Below are 16,552 nucleotides of genomic sequence, written 5' to 3'. Positions count from 1 at the left end.
GAGTCATCCGCGCGGCCTCAGTGCCGCCGCGCGTCCTTCGGATTCTCCAGCGTGAACCGGAACAGCGTCGTCGACAGCCGCGCCGGCGCTTCGGGATCGTGCCAGGCGTTGTCCATGATGCGCGACGCGGTGACGTACATCGTGCCGTCCGGCCCCTGCGAGAAGGTATCGGGCCATCGCAGTCGGGAATCCTGCAGCAGCACCTCGACGTGGTCGCCCTCGCGGACCTTGATCGCGTCTTCCTCCAGCGCCGAGATGTACATGCGTCCCTGTGGATCGATCCACAGGCCATCCGAGACACCGTTCTCGCCGACCATCTCCACCGCGTCGGCCACCTCATGCTCCGACAGCGACACGTCGTGCAGCACGCGCGTGGGGATGCGATACAGCGTGCGGCCGGTGACGGCCTGCCAGTAAAGCGTTTCGCCGTCGGGCGAAAGCGCGATGCCATCGGAGCTGAACTCCACGCCGCGGCCGTCCGGTCGGCGGATTTCCTGTCCGTGGTGCGTGACCACCACGTCCTTCTCCAGCTGCGTGCTGGGATGGCCGTCGAGCACGCGCCGCGCACGGCCCGTTTCGAGGTCGACGATCACCAGCGCGCCCCGCGTACCCGAATCGGTGAGGTAGGCGTGGCGACCATCCGGGCTGAAGCGCACGTCGTTGAGGTACGAACCCTCGCGGGCGACCTGCTCGTCGAATGCGATGGTCTGCACGACCGAGTCGCTCGCAAGATCGATGCGCACCAGCTTCGGTCCACCCTGCACGAGGAACGCCGTCGCCGGTGCGGCGGGATCGATCACCCAGAGCGAGCCTCGGCCGTCCGCCACCACGCTCTGCACGCAGACCCAGCGGTCGCCGGGCGACAACGCATTCTTCTTCGCGTTGCGCCATTCGTTCCAGCGCGCGTCCGGGTACGGACGCAGGCTGCCGTCCGGCAGCAACTCGGCGACGGATACTTCGATGTCTTCGGTCCAGCGCGGGAAGTTGACGAAGATGCGGCCGTCCTCGCTCACGCTGACGCCCGTGACCTCGTGGTCGAAACGCGCGACTTCCACCAGGCGCGGGTCGGAAATGGCCGAAAGCGCGCGGCCTCGCGCGGTCGCTTCAGCACGCTCTGATCGGGTCGTCGCCATGTCGGTATGCACTCCACTCAGCGGCCGGGCTTGAGCACGACCTTCGTCCAGCCATCGTTGCGCGCGTCGAAGTTCTCGTAGCCTTCGGGCGCGTCCTGCAGGGGCAGCTCGTGCGAGATCACGAACGACGGCGTCGCCTTCTCGGCATGGATGAGGTTCATCAGGTAGCGGTTGTAGCGTTTGACGTGGCACTGGCCGATGGCCATCTGCTGGCCCTTGTAGAAGAACATGCCGATGTCGAACGGGATCTTGCCCTCCTTCGCGAGATCGGTCGCGCCGCCCGGGTCCTGCGGGACGAACACGCCGACCACGCCGATGCCACCGGTCCCCTTCACCGCCTTCACCAGGTTGTTCATCGTCAGGCCGGGTGTTTCGCGTTGGGCACAGTTGAAGCACTGGTAGCCGACGCATTCGCAGCCGCGGTCCGCGCCCAGGCCATTGGTGAGTTCGAGCACCTGTTCCACGCCGTCCTGCTCGGTGTCATCGATCGGTATCGCGCCGATCTGCTCGGCCAGCGCGAGTCGATCCTTGTTCGTGTCGACGACCATCACCTGGTAGGCGCCGCGGATCGTGGCCGAGTACGCCGCCATCAGGCCGACGGGGCCGGCGCCATAGATGACCACGCTCTCGCCCGGCCGCACGCCGGCGAGTTCGGTCGCGTGATAGCCGGTCGGGAAGATGTCCGCGAGCATCACGTAGTCGTTTTCCTTCTCCTCCGCGTCCTCGGGCAGGACCAGGCAGTTGAAGTCTGCGTACGGCACGCGCAGGTATTCGGCCTGGCCACCGGCGTACGGACCCATGTCGGCGAAACCGTACGCGGCGCCCACGCCACCGGGATTCGCGCGGATGCACGCACCGGTGAAACCGCGCTCGCAGTTCTCGCAGCAACCGCAGGACACATTGAACGGCAGGCAGACGCGATCGCCCTTCTTGACGCGTTCGACCGCCTTTCCGACTTCGATTACTTCACCCAGGTTCTCGTGCCCGAGGATGCGGCCGCTCTCCATGGAGGTGCGGCCTTCGTACATGTGCAGGTCGGAGCCGCAGATGTTCGTGGTGGTGATGCGAACGAGCGCATCGGTGGGCTTTTCGATGGTGGGATCCGGCCGCTCGACGACGCTGACGTCGCGCGGTCCGTTATAGACGAGTGCGCGCATGGGACCTCCAGGAATGGGCTACGCAGATACGTGCCAGCAGTGGAGTGGGTCTTGTGCTGGAGCAATGGATCCTACGCTCCGGAAAGTTCGCGTCGTGCATAAGCGGCCGCGAGTGGAACGCACACGAACGCGCGCAGATGCTTGAGTCCGTTTCATCGCATGTGGCTTCAGATGGTCACCTTGCGCGCGGCGGTTTTCGTTGCGCGATGTGCAGCAGCAACGCGCGCAGCGGTTGCGGGATCGTTCGGAACGACACCACGAGCAACGAGTCGCGGCAGCATGTCGCTGCGATGCCTGCGCATTGCAGCGGAGCCGGCGGGCGACTACTCGCCGGCAGCGCAAACCGCCGGCGCTGGCGCGCGTGGACTCGCGCGCGCAGCTACTCCTTCAACTTCTCGTCCTCGTCCGGCTCCTCGCCGGGCACGTAGCGCGGCTTCGGCTGCGGCAGCAGGAAGAAGGCGATGCACAGCACCGCGACGGCCACGCCGACGCGCGGCGCCACGATCGCGATGGGAACCGCGACGATCTGGACCAGCGTCGCGATGCCGTAACGGCGCGTCATCTGCCGGAGGAAATCGGGCGCAAGGCGCTGGTCCATCACGCGGCGACCGGGCATGCCGTAGAACCACTTTGCCATCCAGGTGCAGGCGGTCACGGCGAGGCCGGCGACCAGGATCACCGACGCGACCGGCTCGAAGTCGGTGCCGTAATGGAAGCACCAGACGCGGACCGGATACGGGATGACGACGATGGCCAGCAGGAACAGCAGGTTGATCACGCTGAACCAGTGATCGCTCTTCGCGTAGATCCGCCCCGAATAGTGGTGCTGGATCCAGTAGGCGCCGATCACGAGGTAACACAGCCCGAGCGCGAGGAATTCGCGCCACTGTTCGGCGATCGCACTGACAAGGTCGCTATAGCCCTGCGGCCCCTCGGGCGATCCGGGGACCTTGATCTCGACGATCAGAAGCGTCAGCGCGATGGCGAACACCGCATCGCTGAATCCCTCGAAGCGACTGAGCCCGCGCTCGGCACCGTGGGTGTGCGAGCCGTGCTGGTTGCCTTCCTTGCGAATCATCATCTGGAAGCCGACTGGTTGTTGACCGTCATCAACCGGGCAACTTGGCCGCAAGCACGTCGACCTTCTCGATCGATGGCGGCGAGGAAAACAGTTCGCCGGCCTTCGCCATGAGGGCAGCGGCCACCTCGCCGCCCAGATGCGCCTGGCGACCCGGCTCATCGGGAAACGCATCGAAGATGCCGAACGTCGAGGGCCCCAGGCGAATGCCGAACCATGCCGTCGTGGCGGGCTCGGCCTCGACCAGCGGAAGGCCGCTCAGCAGGAACTGCTCCACGTCGTTCTCTTTTCCCGGCTTGGCTTCCAGGCGGACGAGCAGCGCTACTTTGACCATGGCACGTCTCCTCTGGTCGGGAGCCGCCCAACCTACGCCCCTCGTCCGTGAAGTCCGGCGCGGATCCGTTCACTTCGCTGACGGCGGATGGCTTCGGCTCGCACGGCCATGCATCGGCGACGTCGCCGCGTCGCGCCGACCATGCCGTCGACGGTTCGGCCGCGATAACGGGCTCTGCCTTGTTCGAAAGCGGACGCGGGCATCTTCCGCGCGCGTGCGCTGTGGCGGGAGGGAGAGCGCACGTTTGCGGTGCGCCCGGGGAGCCGGTAGGGTTCTGGCGGGACCTGCCGCGTTCGCGCGCTTGCGCTTCGTTGCGCACGTCCCGGGGACGAACGACACCACTCATCGTGCACAGGGAGATGGCAGTGATGATCCATGGAAACGTGTTGGTTCTGGCGATGTTGCTCGCGGTAGGTACGGCAGGTGCGCACAGCGGCCCAGGACAGGACCTGCGGCTCAGCGAAAAGAATTTCATGGAGCTCGACGCCGTCGTCATGGCGTCCAAGGACAAGCCGAACGAACTGCAGCGCGTGTTCGGCCTGAAGTCCTACCTGAGGGGAGACGGCGAGGACGCCATCGGTCATTTCATGACGGCCGCCCGGTATGCGGACAAGTATTCGCAGCACTACCTGAGCCTGATGTACTGGCACGGAGCCGGCGTGGCGGAGGATCGCGCGCAGGCGTACGTCTGGGCCGACCTGGCGGCCGAACGGGGCAGTCGGACGCTGCTCCTGATCCGCGAGAAGATGTGGTCGCTGATGACCCCCGCCGAGCAGGCACGCGCACTCGCGCTTGGAAGCGACTTCTACGCCCGTTATGGCGACGAGGTTGCAAAGCCGCGTGCCGAAGACCTGATGCGCGCGTTCGCCCGCGACATGACCGGCAGCCGCCTCGGGTATCGCGGCCAACCGTTAAACATCGTTTCGCAACCGGTCAATGGCGTCTTCGCAACGAAGGTCGGGGCCAATGCCGCCGCGTACCACGTGGCCGGTGTGGTCACGCCCGAACAGCTCTACGGGCGTACCGGCGGCGTCAACTTCGACGTTTACTGGAAGGAGCAGGATGCGCTGCTCGACGGTATCGGCTCGACCGCCGTCGGACCGGTTTCGCCGATGAAGAAGTCGAAGTAGCCGCTATTGATTGCATCCGGAGCCGAGGCTCCGGATGCTGCGCGCGGCTGGAGCGTGCGTTTGGCCTTGCAGCCGATCAGTAACCATCTGCCTTGAGGCGCAATGTCATGCCACCTGGCTCTTTGCCGGGGCTCAGCTCTATGTCAACCAGCGCACCGCGACCAGGCGAGCCATAGTCGGTCGAGAAGGAACCGCTGTTGATCGTGAGATCGCCTGGAAGTCCCGGTGGGGCCAGACAGGCGAGAACCCGCTGCGTGTTGTAACCCGGGAACTCGGTTGAGCTGTTTTCCATCAGATAGGCGCACAGCTTCTTCCCCGGTTCGTAGTCGTCGTGTTCGCAACTTCTGGAGGCGATGACAATCCTGTCGCCCTCCTCCTTGGCGCCCCAATAGGTGTGAAGCGTGATGGCGCGCTGCTCATCTGGAAGGATAGATGCCAGGAACTCCTCTAGTTCTCCGCAAAGCGCGTCATCGCGTCCCGAGGTAGCGGCAAGGACGTCAGCCGAAATGGTCACAAGCAAGAGAGCCACGAGGGCGGTCGCGCACTTCATCGGCTTTTGATATCCGCGGTCGGTAGCGGACATTAGCATCGCGGCTACCGCCCCGCAGGGCGTCCGCTTCATGGCGGTAGCTCGACGCCCCGCTCGGCCCGTTCACGTTGCGTCGCCAGCACGCCAGCAAGTTCCCGTGACCAACCGTGCAACGCGCGGTCAATTCGCCGCAGAACGGTCCTCGCCGCGCAGCGCCCGCATGATCGTGTCCGAATCGACGGGCTTCACCAGATGCGCATCGAACCCTGCACGCCGCGTACGCTCGAAATCCGACGCCTGTCCCCATCCGGTGAGCGCGATCAGTCGCGTGCGGCGCGACCAGGGTCGGCCGCGAATCCAGCCGCACACCTGCAGGCCATCGCGGCGCGGCATACCGAGGTCGATGAACGCCGCGGCCGGACGCACCGCCTCGGCGAGCTGGCACGCTTCTTCACCGTCGCTGGCCACATGCACCGTGTGGCCTTCGAGCTCGAGCATGAGCCGCAGCGTGGTGGCGGCATCGGCGTTGTCGTCGGCAACGAGGACGCTGATCGCTTCGGTGCTTCGCGCAGGGAGCACCGGATCGACGGCAGGCGCCACGTCGCTCGCACGCGGCAGGCGGAGTGTCGCGCGGGTGCCGGTGCCATCGGGCCCGCGTTCCAGCACGAGCGAACCGCCGTGCAACTGCGCGATCTGGCGCGAAAGCGCCAGCCCGATGCCCAGTCCCGACGGTGCCATGTGCGGCGGCGGGACGCCCTGCTCGAACGGCTGCATCAGGCGTTCGATGTCGTTCGCGTCGATCCCCACGCCGTTGTCCGTCACGGTGAACGACAGCGTCGCATCGTCCGCGGTCACCTCCACGCGGATGGTGCCGCCCGGCGGCGTGAACTTCGCCGCGTTGTTGAGCAGGTTGGTGATGGCCTGCGCGACTCGCACGAGATCGCCTTCGAGCGCCCATCTCCGATCGGGCTCGACGATGTCCAGCCGATGCCGGGCGCCTTCGATGACCGGGCGCGCGGTTTCGAGCGAGACCGCGAGCACGTCCTCCGCACGCACGATGCCGGTACGCAGTTCCAGGCGATCGCGCGCGATGCGGCTGACGTCCATGAGGTCTTCGACGAGCCGGCTCAGGTGGTCGACCTGGCGGTCGATCGTCGCAAGCGCATCGGACGCGTAGGCGGGATTGCGCCGCGCGATCTCCACCGCGTATCGCACCGGCGCGAGCGGGTTGCGCAGCTCGTGCGCGAGCGTTGCGAGAAAACGATCCTTGCGTTGCGCCTCCGCCGCGAGCTGCGCGGTCTCGGCCACCGTCATCGCCTCACGCAATTTGACCTCGTGCAGCGCGGCCTGAACCACGCGCTGGCGTCGTCGCGACGCATGCAGCGAGTGGCAGGCAAGGCAGATACCCGTACCGAACGCGAGGTACAAGGCCATTCCCAGCTGGCTTCGCGGATCGGAGACGGCGAAGTTCTCCAGCGGCGGGAAGATGGTCCACGCCATGAAAGCCGCACCGAGCGCCACGGCCAACAGCCCGGGCCCGAGGCCGCCGTACCACGCGGACAGCAGGACGGCGCCGAACAGCGGCATGAACGTCGCTTCGCGGAAAAGGTCCGGCCATAGCACCGCGCGCGCGAGGCAGGCGATGAGGACCGCACCCACGGCCACGGCCCATCGCCGCCAGCCGTGTCCGTTCGAGTTGTCCATGGTGGCGGTGGCGTTAGCGTCGGGCATGCCGGCGCCCTGTATCTCATGAATCGGCCTTACTCATGCACCGCGCCGGGTCATGGCGGCGTGAGGGCGCGTGCCGGAAGCTGCGGGCAGTGCGGTGAAGTCGGGGCGACCTCGTCTGCCGTTCGGCTGATCTTTCATTTTTGTGAGCGGATGGTGCCCGGCCACCTCCGCTGCGCTGCTGCGTGTTGGATCAAATGCAAAGGCGAAATGGATTCCAGCTTTCCCTGGAATGACGATGGATGGTTCACCGCTTCCTGCGTGACCGCACGTCGCAGGCCTGGGTCCCGGCTTTCGCCGGGATGACGGTGTTTCCTGCTTCGTTGAACTCAGGGCCGCGTGGGCTTGGGCCGCATCAACGCCACCATCGTGATGACACCCGCCACGATGCCCCAGAACGCCGAGCCGATGCCCCACAGCGACAGGCCGGATGCCGTGACGAGGAAGGTCACGAGCGCGGCCTCGCGTTCGGATTCTTCGCGCAACGCAGCGGCAAGACTGCTGCCGAGCGTGCCGAGCAGCGCGATGCCGGCGATCGCCACGATCAGCTCCTTCGGAAACGCCGCGAAGAGCGCCACCACCGTGGCGCCCGACAAGCCCACCACGATGTAGAACACGCCGGCCGCGACGGATGCCACGTAGCGACGCGCAGGATCCTCGTGCGCCTCGCGACCCATGCAGATCGCGGCGGTTATCGCGGCCAGGTTGAGCGCGAACGCACCGAACGGCGCCAGCAGCACGTTCGCCACGCCGGTCCAGCCGATGACAGGCGAGATCGGAATCGGGTAGCCCGCCGCGCGGATCGCGGCAACGCCGGGAACGTTCTGCGATGCCATCGTCACGATGAAGAGCGGCAGCGCGATTCCCACGATGGCGCCGATCGACCACGTGGGCGCGACGAACACCGGGCGCGCGAGTTCGAGCGAGAGTCCGTCCATCCGCAGCAGGCCTGCGGCGGCGGCGTACGCGATGCCGGCGAGCAACGTCGCGATGACCGCATAGCGCGGCGCGAGCCGGCGCATCAGCAGGTACGCCACCAGCATCGCCAGCACCAGCCCCGCCTGCGAACGCAACGCCGCGAACGTCTCGAGGCCGAACCGCAGCAGCACGCCGGCGAGCATGCCGGACGCCAGCGATACCGGGATGCGGCTGATCATCCGTTCGAAGAATCCCGAAAAGCCCGCGACGGCGATCATCACCGCGCACAGCACGAACGCGCCGATCGCGTCGGACAGCGGCAGCCCCGCCACACTGCCGATCAGCATCGCGGCGCCGGGCGTCGACCACGCGGTCACCACCGGCATGCGGTATCGCAGCGACAGGGCGATGCACGTCAGGCCCATGCCCAGGCCCAGCGCCCAGATCCACGAGCCGATCTGCGCCGGCGTCGCGCCCAGCGACTGCGCTGCCTGGAACACGATCGCGGCGGAGCTGGCGAAGCCCACCAGCACCGTGACGAAGCCCGCGGCGATCGCGGAGGCAGAGAGATCGCGCAGCAGATGTCGCGACGTGGTATCGGTCGTGGCGTTCATGCGTGCCCCCGGACGTCCATGCGAACCGGCCTCGTGCAGGTCGAAGTGCCTGACGCTACAGCACGCGCGGCGCGGCGTCGCGCGCCCTCACATGACGGGCTGCGAGTTCAGTCCTGCTGCGCGGAACCCGACATGGCGTCGCGCAGCCGCTGGACCTGCCGGTTGAGTTCGACCAGTTCGCCGGGCGCCATGCCCGAACGGTCCGCCAGCAACTCCGCCAGGCATCGCGTACGCGAGCGGAGGTCGCGGCCGGCCTTCGTCAGTTGCACGTGGACCTGTCGCTCGTCGCGTGCGCTGCGCTGGCGTTCAACCAGCCCGGCCTGCTCCAGCCGTTTCACCAGCGGCGTGATCGTGCTGGCCTCCAGCGCGAGCCGCGCGCCGATGCCGCTTACGGTCAGGCCATCGTCTTCCCACAGCGAACTGAGGACGAGGTACTGCGGATACGTCAGGCCGAGTTCGTCCAGCAGCGGCTTGTAGGCGCGATTGATCGCGATGCTGGCCCCGTAGAGGGAAAAGCACAGCTGTTCATCCAGCGGGAAAGGCGCTTTCGCTTTGGCGGCCATCGGGTGCTCCTGGCCCGGGGCGATCCGGGCAGCATGGCCAAAGGTTACCACGATAAAGAATATCTTGACATCCAAATTTCGCCGGTCTAGCCTGTTGCTTATCGCGATAACAATTACCGCGATTTACACCCCGCCCCCGGAGATGACGCCATGAACACGCTCGCCCGCTCGCTGTCCGCCGTGCTGCTCGCCCTTGCCCTGCCCGCCGCCGCCCATGCCTCCGAACCGAAGGACGCCGGCACCGCGCCCATCCGGAACGTCGTCCTCGTGCACGGCGCCTTCGCCGATGGTTCGGGATGGCGCGGCGTCTACGACGACCTGACCAGGCGCGGCTATCGCGTGTCGATCGTGCAGAACCCGCTTACCTCGCTGGCCGACGACGTCGCCGCCACGCGCCGCGTTCTTGATCGTCAGGACGGGCCCGCGATCCTCGTCGGTCATTCGTGGGGCGGTACGGTCATCACCGAGGCCGGCGTGCATCCCAATGCGGCGGGCCTGGTCTACGTCTCGGCACTGGCGCCCGATGCCGGGGAAACGACCGCGCAGCAGTACAAGGGCTTTGCCCCGACGCCCGAGTTCGTCATCGACACGGGCAAGGACGGTTTCGGCTTCATCGAACTCGCGAAGTTCAAGGCCGGCTTCGCCCACGACGCCAGCGATGCGGACGCCGCCTTCATGCGCGATTCGCAGGTGCCCATCGCCATGTCGGTCTTCCAGACGCCGCTCACGCAGGCGGCATGGCGCACGCGCCCGAGCTGGGCGGTGATCGCGACCGAAGACAAGGCGTTCGACCAGGCGATGCTCGTGCACATGGCCAAGCGCATCGGCGCGACGATCACCTACACGCCGGCCAGCCACGCGGTCTTCATGACGAAGCCGAAGGTGGTCGCCGACGTCATCGATACCGCGGCGAAGCAGGCGCGCCCGATCGGCAACGACTGAACGCGTCGCGCTTCATGTTGCAGGAAGTTCGCGCAACGGAAGCCTGACGGCTGTCAGGCTTCCGTTCGCCTCCTCGATGATTCCGGCTGCTCGCTACGGGCGGTCAGATGTTGTTACGCAGTCGGCACGGTGCCGCCATCGATGGTGTATTCCGCGCCCGAGATGGACTCGGCCCGCGGAGAGACCAGGAACGCGATCAGATCGGCCACTTCGCTGGGCTTGGCCGGGCGCCCCAACGGAATCCCGCCCAGTGCCTGCATGACCATCTGTCTCGCACCTTCATAGTCGGTGCCCGCGTTGGCCGCGATGCCTCCGAGGAAATCAACCGAAGCTTCCGTCTCCACCCAGCCCGGCGAGACGCGAACCACGCGCACGCCCTTGGGCGTCACTTCCTTCGACAACGCCTTGCTGTAGGTCGACAACGCCGCCTTGGCGGCCGCATAGGCGATGGTGGCATCGTGCAGCGGCAGCACGCGTTGGATCGACGTCACATGCAGGATCACGCCCGATCCCTGCGCGATCATCGCCGGCAGCACCGCGCGATCCATCCGCACGGCCGACATGAGGTTCAAGTCGAGCGCCTTGGCCCACTCGTCGTCGTCCAGCCTGGCGAAACCGCCAGCCGGCGCAGACGATCCGCCCGCCACGTTGGTCAGGATGTCGATGCCGCCGAGATGGCGCGCGGCCGCGTTCACCGCCGCGCGCACGCCGTCGGGCGTCGCAAGATCGGCGGCTACGTAGTGCACATTCTCAATGGGCTGCTTCGGTTGGGACCGCGCGGTCGCCACGACGCGTGCATCGAGCCGGGACAGCAGTTCGACCACGGCCGCGCCGATACCCCGCGTGCCGCCGGTGACGACGACGCGCTTTCCCGCCAGTTGAAGATCGAAGTTCATGGCGAGATCTCCAGCGACGCGATCCTGCCGCGCTCGAGGATGAAGGCGTAACGCAGGTCTACCGGGCTGCCCGGAAAGTTGCCCGATACCCGGCTGGTGACGAGGTAACGGTTTCCTTGCGTCTGCAGCGTGTGGGGCTGCGCGGTGTAGGTGTACCTGGCGGTCGCCTCGTTCTTCCAGGCCTCGATTTCGGCAGCGCCCGAATGGGTCTTGCCTTCGTCCAGCACGACGCCTTCTTTGGTGAAGCAGCGAGCGACGGCCTGGCCGTCGTGGCGGTCAGCGTCGAAGTAGGCCGCGATCGGCTCGGGCAGGTCCAGGTCTTTCATTGCAGTGCTCCGTGGGTGGGGTACGGAGCCAGATTGATGCGTCGTGCCCAGGTTAGAGAATCACCTATGATCCGATCAGGCCATGTAGCGAACGGTGCACAATGCGCGGCTCTGACTTCGCGGAACTCAAGGCCTTCGTGGCCGTCGTCGAACGGGCCAGCTTCGCCCGGGCCGCCGATCACCTGGGACTGTCGCGATCCGCGCTCAGCCAGACCATTCGCCAGCTCGAATCCAGGCTGGGTGTGCGTCTGTTGAATCGCACGACGCGCAGCGTGTCGCCGACCGAGCCCGGACGCCGCCTGCACGAGCGGATGGCGCCGCTCCTGCGCGACATGGACGACGCAGTCGCACAGGCCGTGGCCGCGAACGCGCGCGCCGCCGGAACGTTGCGGATCAACACACTGAGCATGGCGGCGAAGAAGGTGATCGCGCCGCGGCTGGGGCGTTTCGTGCACGCGCATCCGGACGTCGTTCTCGACATCGTGATCGAAGACGGCCTCAGCGATATCGCGGGCGAAGGATTCGATGCGGGCATCCGCGTGGGCGCGCGGTTGCAGAAGGACATGGTGGCGGTGCGGCTCACACCGGACTTCGAACTGCTCGCGGTGGCGTCGCCGGACTACCTCGCGAAACACGGTGAGCCGAAGACGCCCGATGACCTGCATCGCCACGCCTGCATCAACTGGCGCTTCCCCGGCAGCGGGAAGATCGCGGGCTGGGAGTTCAAGAAGAAAGGCAAGACGGTCGAGTTCTTCGGCGAGGGCATGGTGATCGCGAATCACCAGGACATCGTCGTGCCCGCCGCGCTGCAGGGATTGGGCGTGCTCTACGCCTACAACGATGACGAGATCGCCGAGGCATTGCGCGATGGCCGCCTCAAGCGCGTGCTCGCCGACTGGTCGCCGACCGTGCCCGGACTGTATCTCTACTACTCAAGCCGTCGGCACATGTTGCCCGCGTTGCGCGCGTTCATCGACTGCCTGCTTGATCGCGATATCGGGCAGGAGAGCTGACGCCTTCGTCCGAAAACTGCCTTGTAGCCCGGCTAAGCGAAGCGCACCCGGATGCGATTCGAATACGACCGATGTGCTCAGGGTTCAGGCGCGTTGATCGTCGCCTCGATGCGATGGCCGTCCGGATCGATGAGGAAAGCGGCGTAGTAGTGCTGGCCGTAGTCGGGCCGCAGGCCCGGTGCACCGTTGTCGCGGCCACCCACCTTCAGCGCGTCGCAATGGAACGACCGGACCGCCGTTCTTGACGGCGCCGCGAACGCCAGATGAAACCCGTCGCCGGGCGGTTGCGCATTCTTCCGCAACTTCAAACAGAGCAGGTCCTCACCATCGACGAGGCCGTAACCGATAGCGGTTTCGTCCTCGAACACGCGCCTGAATCCAAGCGCGCCCAAGGCCGCGTCGTAGAACCTTCCAGCCACGTCTAGATCCCGGACGCCGATGGAGATGTGATGCAGCATGTTCGAAGGACCCTGAATTGAAGGCGCCAATCTCGGAACGCCCGGATGTTGGCTCGGCCGGAAGCGGATGTCTGTACCCGGTCAGGCGCGCGCGATGAGCACGAACTCTTCAGCGGTATCGACGGTGTAATGCACGAGACCGCCGAAGTCGGTATCGACCATGATGCCTTCGCCAAGATACGCCCAGCCTTCCTGCCCGGGGAGATACCTCCCCGTGTCCATCGAAGCGATGACCTTTCCGCGATATTTCGTGGCGATCCGGATGATGTTGCCTGGCTCGATATCGACGCCATCCATGTACTTCATGCCCTGTCTCCGCGATGTCAGCCAATGTACGGTGCGGGTCGAAACCGGACATTACCAGCGGCCACCTCTCCTTAGTGCCGTGGGGCCCGGCAACCCCAAAGCCGGACATCGGTCGCCGGTTGCTGTAGAAGGCGGATCAGGGCCCTTCGACACGAGGGGGCGATTGCGCAGGCTCGCGCCACCATTCGCGGGCACAACCAAGGGGTGAGGCATGAGAAGGATGTGGATGGCGTTGGCGGTCGGCGCGTTGATCGCGGGTCCCGTGGCGGCACAGGTGCCGACCGGCAAGATGGGTCCGCTGCGTCCTGACCAGCAACGCTTCTTCGAGCTCTACAAGGAACTGGTGGAGACCGACACCTCGGTGACCACCGGCAGTTGCACGCAGGCCGCCGGGCAGATCGCCGCGCGCCTGAAGGCAGCAGGCCTTGCCGACGACCAGATCACGCTGTTCTCGGTGCCCGAACACCCGAAGGAAGGCGGACTGGTCGCCGTCTATCCCGGCACGTCCAGCACGCTCAAGCCGATCCTGCTGCTGGCGCACATCGACGTGGTGGCGGCCAAGCGGGCCGACTGGGTGCGCGACCCGTACACGCTGGTCGAGGAGAACGGCTACTACTACGCGCGCGGCATCGCCGACGACAAGATGATGGCCGCGACCTGGGCCGACACGCTGATCCGCTTCAAGCAGGCCGGCTACAAGCCGGCGCGCACGGTCAAGATCGCGCTGACGTGCGGCGAGGAAACCGACACCGCGTTCAACGGCGCGCAGTACCTGGCCAACCACAAACGCGACCTGATCGACGCGGCCTTCGCCCTCAACGAAGGCGGCGGTGGCGATACCGATGGCAAGGGGCACCTGGTCGCGCAATCGATCCAGGTGGGCGAAAAGGCCTATCAGGACTACAAGCTGGTCGCGACCAATCCCGGCGGACACAGCTCGCAACCCGTGCGCGACAACGCGATCTACGCGATGTCCGAGGCCTTGCTGAAGGTCGGCGGGCACGAGTTCCCGACCGAGTTCAACGACACGACCCGCGCCTTCTTCGCGCGCGCCGGTGCGGCGCGCAAGGATGAGTTGGGTGCCGCGATGGCGGCGTTGGCGAAGGATCCGGGTGACGCAAGGGCGGAGGCGATCGTCAACACCGACAAGGGCTTCCACTCGATGCTGCGCACGACGTGCGTGGCGACGATGATCAACGGCGGGCACGCGGTCAATGCACTTCCGCAGCGGGTCGAAGCCAACGTCAATTGCCGCATCTTCCCCGGCCATACGCCGGCGGAAATCAAGCACGCGCTGGTGGGGGTCATCGGCAATCCCGCCATCTCGATCGACCTCGCACGCAAGGACAAGCCCCTGGCCAAATCGCCCGCGCTCGATCCGGCGATCATCGGTCCGATGGAAAAGCTGAGCGCGAAGTACTTCCCGGGCGTTCCGGTGATCCCGTCGATGTCGACCGGCGCGACCGATGGACTCTACATGTCGGCCGTGGGCATCCCGACCTACGGCGTGCCCGGCATGTGGGGCGATCCGGATGGCAACGGCGCGCATGGGCTCAACGAACGCCTGGAAGTGCGCTCGGTGTATGTCGGGCGCGATTACCTGTTCGACCTGGTCAAGGCGTTGGCGCAGTAACGAAATAGCCGGTCCCCGACGCGCAAGAACGGAGATAGAGGCCCGCCAATGGCGGGCCTTCTCTATTGCGAAGACGGAAGCAATGCTCGGCGCTGTCGAAGATCCAGCGCGAGGCCAACGACATCACCTTCCGCTAACACTTGCGGGAGCCTCCTATGCCGACCGCCGCCCGGGCGGTCCCTGTGTATTCCCCCGGTTTCCTCTGCTGAAGGAGAAGGTCCGTGAATACGAGACTGGCCAGGCTGGCCGCAATGTCGCTGTGCATGTCGCTGACGTTCTTGACGCTTTCATGCTCCCGCGACGGTGGGCGGCAAACCGAACAAACCGAAACGGTGCAGAAGCAGGACGCGCCCGTCCAGGGTCCGGGAGGGCTGAGCGACAAGGAAGTGGTCGATATCGCAACGGACGCGTACATCTACGGCTATTCGTTGATCACCACCGAAGTCACACGGGTGCAGATGTCGAATGTCGCCGAGGCCGACGCCCTGCACGCGCCACCGAACCAGTTTGCGAATGTTCCGCGTTATCCGCCCGGCGACTATCGAGGCGTATCGGCACCGAACGCGGACACGCTTTACTCGGTCGCGTGGGTCGACCTGCGCAAGGAGCCGATGGTCTTCAGTCATCCCGACATGGGCAAACGCTTCTTCCTGTTTCCGCACTACAGCCTGTGGATGCCCGTCGTCGCGTCGCCAGGCAGCCGCACGATGGGTGGCAAGGCCGCCGACATCCTGATCAGCGGGCCCGGCTGGAGCGGACAGGTTCCTGCCGGCATGGAACACGTGAAGTCGCCCACGCAACATCTGGTCATCCTTGGGCGAACCTATGCCGATGGCACCGAGGCGGACTACAAGGCCGTCAACGCGCTACAGGCGCAATACAAGCTCGTGCCGCTATCGGCATTCGGCAAGCCGTACACCTACACCGCACCGCCGGTTGATCCGAACCCCGGCTTTTCGATGACGGACAAGCCGCAGAAGATCATCGACGAGATGGACCTGTCCGCGTACTTCGGGATGATGGCGCGCCTGATGGGCACTACCGCACCGCCGGCGCCGGAGGACGAGGCGATCGTTGCCCGCATGGCCAAGATCGGCCTGGAGCCCGGCAAGCCGTTCGACATCGGCAAACTGTCGCCCTCTGCGCAGGCTGCGCTGAAGGACGTCACCAGGACGGCGCAGCAGAAGATCTTTGCACGGCGGGAGACGTCGGGAACCAAGCAGAACGGGTGGTTCATTCCAGCAGCGGCCGGGACGTACGGAACCGATTATCTCCAGCGTGCACTGATTGCCGCGTTTGGCTGGCCTGCCAATCTCCCGGAGGACGCGATCTATCCCTACGCGTTGACCGACGGCAATGGCGAAACGCTCAACGGCGCGAATTCCTACACGCTGACGTTCCCGAAAGACCAGACACCTCCGGTCAACGGCTTCTGGTCGATCACGATGTACATCGACGATGGAGGCTGGTGGTTCAATCCGAACCCGCTGGACCGGTTCACCATCAGCATGCGCAACAAGCCGAAGTTCAACGACGACGGCTCGTTGACCTTGTACTTCCAGAACAAGTCGCCGGGCAAGGACAAGGAAAACAACTGGCTGCCGGCGCCCCAGGGCAAGTTCATCCTGATGATGCGCACGTACTGGCCGAAGGACACGCCGCCGTCGATCCTGCCGCCGGGCAAGGGCACATGGCAGCCACCGCCGGTGGTCAAGGCGGCGAATCCGACGTCGTAGGTTTTACTGCGTCGGCGTGAAGAACAATCGGACGGCCCGAGGCATGGGCCGTCCTGTA

17 protein-coding genes are annotated in these 16,552 nt (G+C 65.8%); 5 read left to right on the top strand and 12 right to left on the bottom strand.

The window, feature by feature from the left end:
* Positions 1 to 17: 17 nt before the first annotated feature.
* From ABIE51_RS02490 to ABIE51_RS02475, 4 genes are all read right to left on the bottom strand, one after another.
* Entirely contained in the window at positions 18 to 1,133 is a 1,116-nt protein-coding gene (locus ABIE51_RS02490; protein WP_192632103.1) for an SMP-30/gluconolactonase/LRE family protein, read from the bottom strand.
* A gap of 17 nt (positions 1,134 to 1,150) precedes the next feature.
* The gene (locus ABIE51_RS02485) at positions 1,151 to 2,290 is read right to left on the bottom strand and encodes a glutathione-independent formaldehyde dehydrogenase (protein WP_192632102.1); all 1,140 of its coding nucleotides are present in this window, start codon (positions 2,288 to 2,290) and stop codon (positions 1,151 to 1,153) included.
* 379 nt (positions 2,291 to 2,669) lie between these two features.
* Positions 2,670 to 3,371 (bottom strand): TMEM175 family protein, encoded by a 702-nt coding sequence (locus ABIE51_RS02480; RefSeq protein ID WP_192632101.1) that lies wholly within the window; start codon positions 3,369 to 3,371, stop codon positions 2,670 to 2,672.
* Between the two features lie 28 nt (positions 3,372 to 3,399).
* Entirely contained in the window at positions 3,400 to 3,702 is a 303-nt protein-coding gene (locus ABIE51_RS02475) for a putative quinol monooxygenase (RefSeq protein ID WP_192632100.1), read from the bottom strand.
* A gap of 47 nt (positions 3,703 to 3,749) precedes the next feature.
* Here ABIE51_RS02475 and ABIE51_RS02470 point away from each other — a divergent pair, with 47 nt between their 5' ends.
* The gene (locus ABIE51_RS02470; protein WP_192632099.1) at positions 3,750 to 4,832 is read left to right on the top strand and encodes an SEL1-like repeat protein; all 1,083 of its coding nucleotides are present in this window, start codon (positions 3,750 to 3,752) and stop codon (positions 4,830 to 4,832) included.
* A 76-nt stretch (positions 4,833 to 4,908) separates the two neighbouring features.
* Here the strand turns inward: ABIE51_RS02470 and ABIE51_RS02465 are convergent, their stop codons facing one another.
* The 4 genes from ABIE51_RS02465 to ABIE51_RS02450 all read right to left on the bottom strand — a co-directional run bounded on the left by ABIE51_RS02465 (position 4,909) and on the right by ABIE51_RS02450 (position 9,184).
* Positions 4,909 to 5,415, bottom strand: coding sequence for a hypothetical protein (locus tag ABIE51_RS02465; protein ID WP_192632098.1), 507 nt, complete (start codon positions 5,413 to 5,415; stop codon positions 4,909 to 4,911).
* A 126-nt stretch (positions 5,416 to 5,541) separates the two neighbouring features.
* Positions 5,542 to 7,092, bottom strand: coding sequence for an ATP-binding response regulator (locus ABIE51_RS02460; RefSeq protein ID WP_192632097.1), 1,551 nt, complete (start codon positions 7,090 to 7,092; stop codon positions 5,542 to 5,544).
* A gap of 326 nt (positions 7,093 to 7,418) precedes the next feature.
* The gene (locus ABIE51_RS02455) at positions 7,419 to 8,621 is read right to left on the bottom strand and encodes a benzoate/H(+) symporter BenE family transporter (protein ID WP_192632096.1); all 1,203 of its coding nucleotides are present in this window, start codon (positions 8,619 to 8,621) and stop codon (positions 7,419 to 7,421) included.
* A 107-nt stretch (positions 8,622 to 8,728) separates the two neighbouring features.
* On the bottom strand, positions 8,729 to 9,184 hold the full coding sequence (locus ABIE51_RS02450; protein WP_157030230.1) for a MarR family winged helix-turn-helix transcriptional regulator: 456 nt from the start codon (positions 9,182 to 9,184) through the stop codon (positions 8,729 to 8,731).
* A 150-nt stretch (positions 9,185 to 9,334) separates the two neighbouring features.
* Here ABIE51_RS02450 and ABIE51_RS02445 point away from each other — a divergent pair, with 150 nt between their 5' ends.
* Positions 9,335 to 10,126 (top strand): alpha/beta fold hydrolase, encoded by a 792-nt coding sequence (locus tag ABIE51_RS02445; protein ID WP_192632095.1) that lies wholly within the window; start codon positions 9,335 to 9,337, stop codon positions 10,124 to 10,126.
* Positions 10,127 to 10,239: 113 nt separating this feature from the next.
* Here the strand turns inward: ABIE51_RS02445 and ABIE51_RS02440 are convergent, their stop codons facing one another.
* Together ABIE51_RS02440 and ABIE51_RS02435 are read right to left on the bottom strand one after the other, a co-directional pair.
* On the bottom strand, positions 10,240 to 11,022 hold the full coding sequence (locus ABIE51_RS02440; protein WP_192632094.1) for an SDR family oxidoreductase: 783 nt from the start codon (positions 11,020 to 11,022) through the stop codon (positions 10,240 to 10,242).
* The gene (locus tag ABIE51_RS02435; RefSeq protein WP_192632093.1) at positions 11,019 to 11,348 is read right to left on the bottom strand and encodes a nuclear transport factor 2 family protein; all 330 of its coding nucleotides are present in this window, start codon (positions 11,346 to 11,348) and stop codon (positions 11,019 to 11,021) included. Before ABIE51_RS02435 ends, ABIE51_RS02440 begins: the two co-directional genes overlap by 4 nt.
* A gap of 101 nt (positions 11,349 to 11,449) precedes the next feature.
* On the opposite strand from ABIE51_RS02435, the gene ABIE51_RS02430 reads away from it, so the two are divergent.
* Positions 11,450 to 12,361, top strand: a complete 912-nt coding sequence (locus ABIE51_RS02430; RefSeq protein WP_192632092.1) for a LysR family transcriptional regulator — start codon at positions 11,450 to 11,452, stop codon at positions 12,359 to 12,361.
* A gap of 77 nt (positions 12,362 to 12,438) precedes the next feature.
* Here the strand turns inward: ABIE51_RS02430 and ABIE51_RS02425 are convergent, their stop codons facing one another.
* Together ABIE51_RS02425 and ABIE51_RS02420 are read right to left on the bottom strand one after the other, a co-directional pair.
* Positions 12,439 to 12,819 carry a VOC family protein gene (locus ABIE51_RS02425; RefSeq protein WP_192632091.1) on the bottom strand — a complete coding sequence of 127 codons (381 nt, stop codon included), beginning with the start codon at positions 12,817 to 12,819 and terminating at the stop codon, positions 12,439 to 12,441.
* Between the two features lie 81 nt (positions 12,820 to 12,900).
* Positions 12,901 to 13,125, bottom strand: a complete 225-nt coding sequence (locus ABIE51_RS02420) for a hypothetical protein (RefSeq protein ID WP_192632090.1) — start codon at positions 13,123 to 13,125, stop codon at positions 12,901 to 12,903.
* Positions 13,126 to 13,336: 211 nt separating this feature from the next.
* Here ABIE51_RS02420 and ABIE51_RS02415 point away from each other — a divergent pair, with 211 nt between their 5' ends.
* Entirely contained in the window at positions 13,337 to 14,758 is a 1,422-nt protein-coding gene (locus ABIE51_RS02415) for a M20/M25/M40 family metallo-hydrolase (protein WP_354503327.1), read from the top strand.
* Between the two features lie 332 nt (positions 14,759 to 15,090).
* On the top strand, positions 15,091 to 16,494 hold the full coding sequence (locus ABIE51_RS02410; protein WP_354503324.1) for a DUF1254 domain-containing protein: 1,404 nt from the start codon (positions 15,091 to 15,093) through the stop codon (positions 16,492 to 16,494).
* The last annotated feature ends 58 nt before the right edge of the window (positions 16,495 to 16,552 follow it).

It is taken from the genome of Lysobacter sp. OAE881 (assembly GCF_040546665.1).
Classification (GTDB): Bacteria; Pseudomonadota; Gammaproteobacteria; order Xanthomonadales; family Xanthomonadaceae; genus Lysobacter_J; species Lysobacter_J soli.
This window is presented reverse-complemented; position numbering and strand designations above follow the sequence as displayed.

What these genes read in the sequence shown, in the direction of transcription:
- ABIE51_RS02490 (WP_192632103.1), bottom strand. Translation starts at nt 1,133, where the DNA reads ATGGCGACGACCCGATCAGAGCGTGCTGAAGCGACCGCGCGAGGCCGC.
- ABIE51_RS02485 (WP_192632102.1), bottom strand. Translation starts at nt 2,290, where the DNA reads ATGCGCGCACTCGTCTATAACGGACCGCGCGACGTCAGCGTCGTCGAG.
- ABIE51_RS02480 (WP_192632101.1), bottom strand. Translation starts at nt 3,371, where the DNA reads ATGATGATTCGCAAGGAAGGCAACCAGCACGGCTCGCACACCCACGGT.
- ABIE51_RS02475 (WP_192632100.1), bottom strand. Translation starts at nt 3,702, where the DNA reads ATGGTCAAAGTAGCGCTGCTCGTCCGCCTGGAAGCCAAGCCGGGAAAA.
- ABIE51_RS02465 (WP_192632098.1), bottom strand. Translation starts at nt 5,415, where the DNA reads ATGTCCGCTACCGACCGCGGATATCAAAAGCCGATGAAGTGCGCGACC.
- ABIE51_RS02460 (WP_192632097.1), bottom strand. Translation starts at nt 7,092, where the DNA reads ATGCCCGACGCTAACGCCACCGCCACCATGGACAACTCGAACGGACAC.
- ABIE51_RS02455 (WP_192632096.1), bottom strand. Translation starts at nt 8,621, where the DNA reads ATGAACGCCACGACCGATACCACGTCGCGACATCTGCTGCGCGATCTC.
- ABIE51_RS02450 (WP_157030230.1), bottom strand. Translation starts at nt 9,184, where the DNA reads ATGGCCGCCAAAGCGAAAGCGCCTTTCCCGCTGGATGAACAGCTGTGC.
- ABIE51_RS02445 (WP_192632095.1), top strand. Translation starts at nt 9,335, where the DNA reads ATGAACACGCTCGCCCGCTCGCTGTCCGCCGTGCTGCTCGCCCTTGCC.
- ABIE51_RS02440 (WP_192632094.1), bottom strand. Translation starts at nt 11,022, where the DNA reads ATGAACTTCGATCTTCAACTGGCGGGAAAGCGCGTCGTCGTCACCGGC.
- ABIE51_RS02435 (WP_192632093.1), bottom strand. Translation starts at nt 11,348, where the DNA reads ATGAAAGACCTGGACCTGCCCGAGCCGATCGCGGCCTACTTCGACGCT.
- ABIE51_RS02430 (WP_192632092.1), top strand. Translation starts at nt 11,450, where the DNA reads ATGCGCGGCTCTGACTTCGCGGAACTCAAGGCCTTCGTGGCCGTCGTC.
- ABIE51_RS02425 (WP_192632091.1), bottom strand. Translation starts at nt 12,819, where the DNA reads ATGCTGCATCACATCTCCATCGGCGTCCGGGATCTAGACGTGGCTGGA.
- ABIE51_RS02420 (WP_192632090.1), bottom strand. Translation starts at nt 13,125, where the DNA reads ATGAAGTACATGGATGGCGTCGATATCGAGCCAGGCAACATCATCCGG.
- ABIE51_RS02415 (WP_354503327.1), top strand. Translation starts at nt 13,337, where the DNA reads ATGAGAAGGATGTGGATGGCGTTGGCGGTCGGCGCGTTGATCGCGGGT.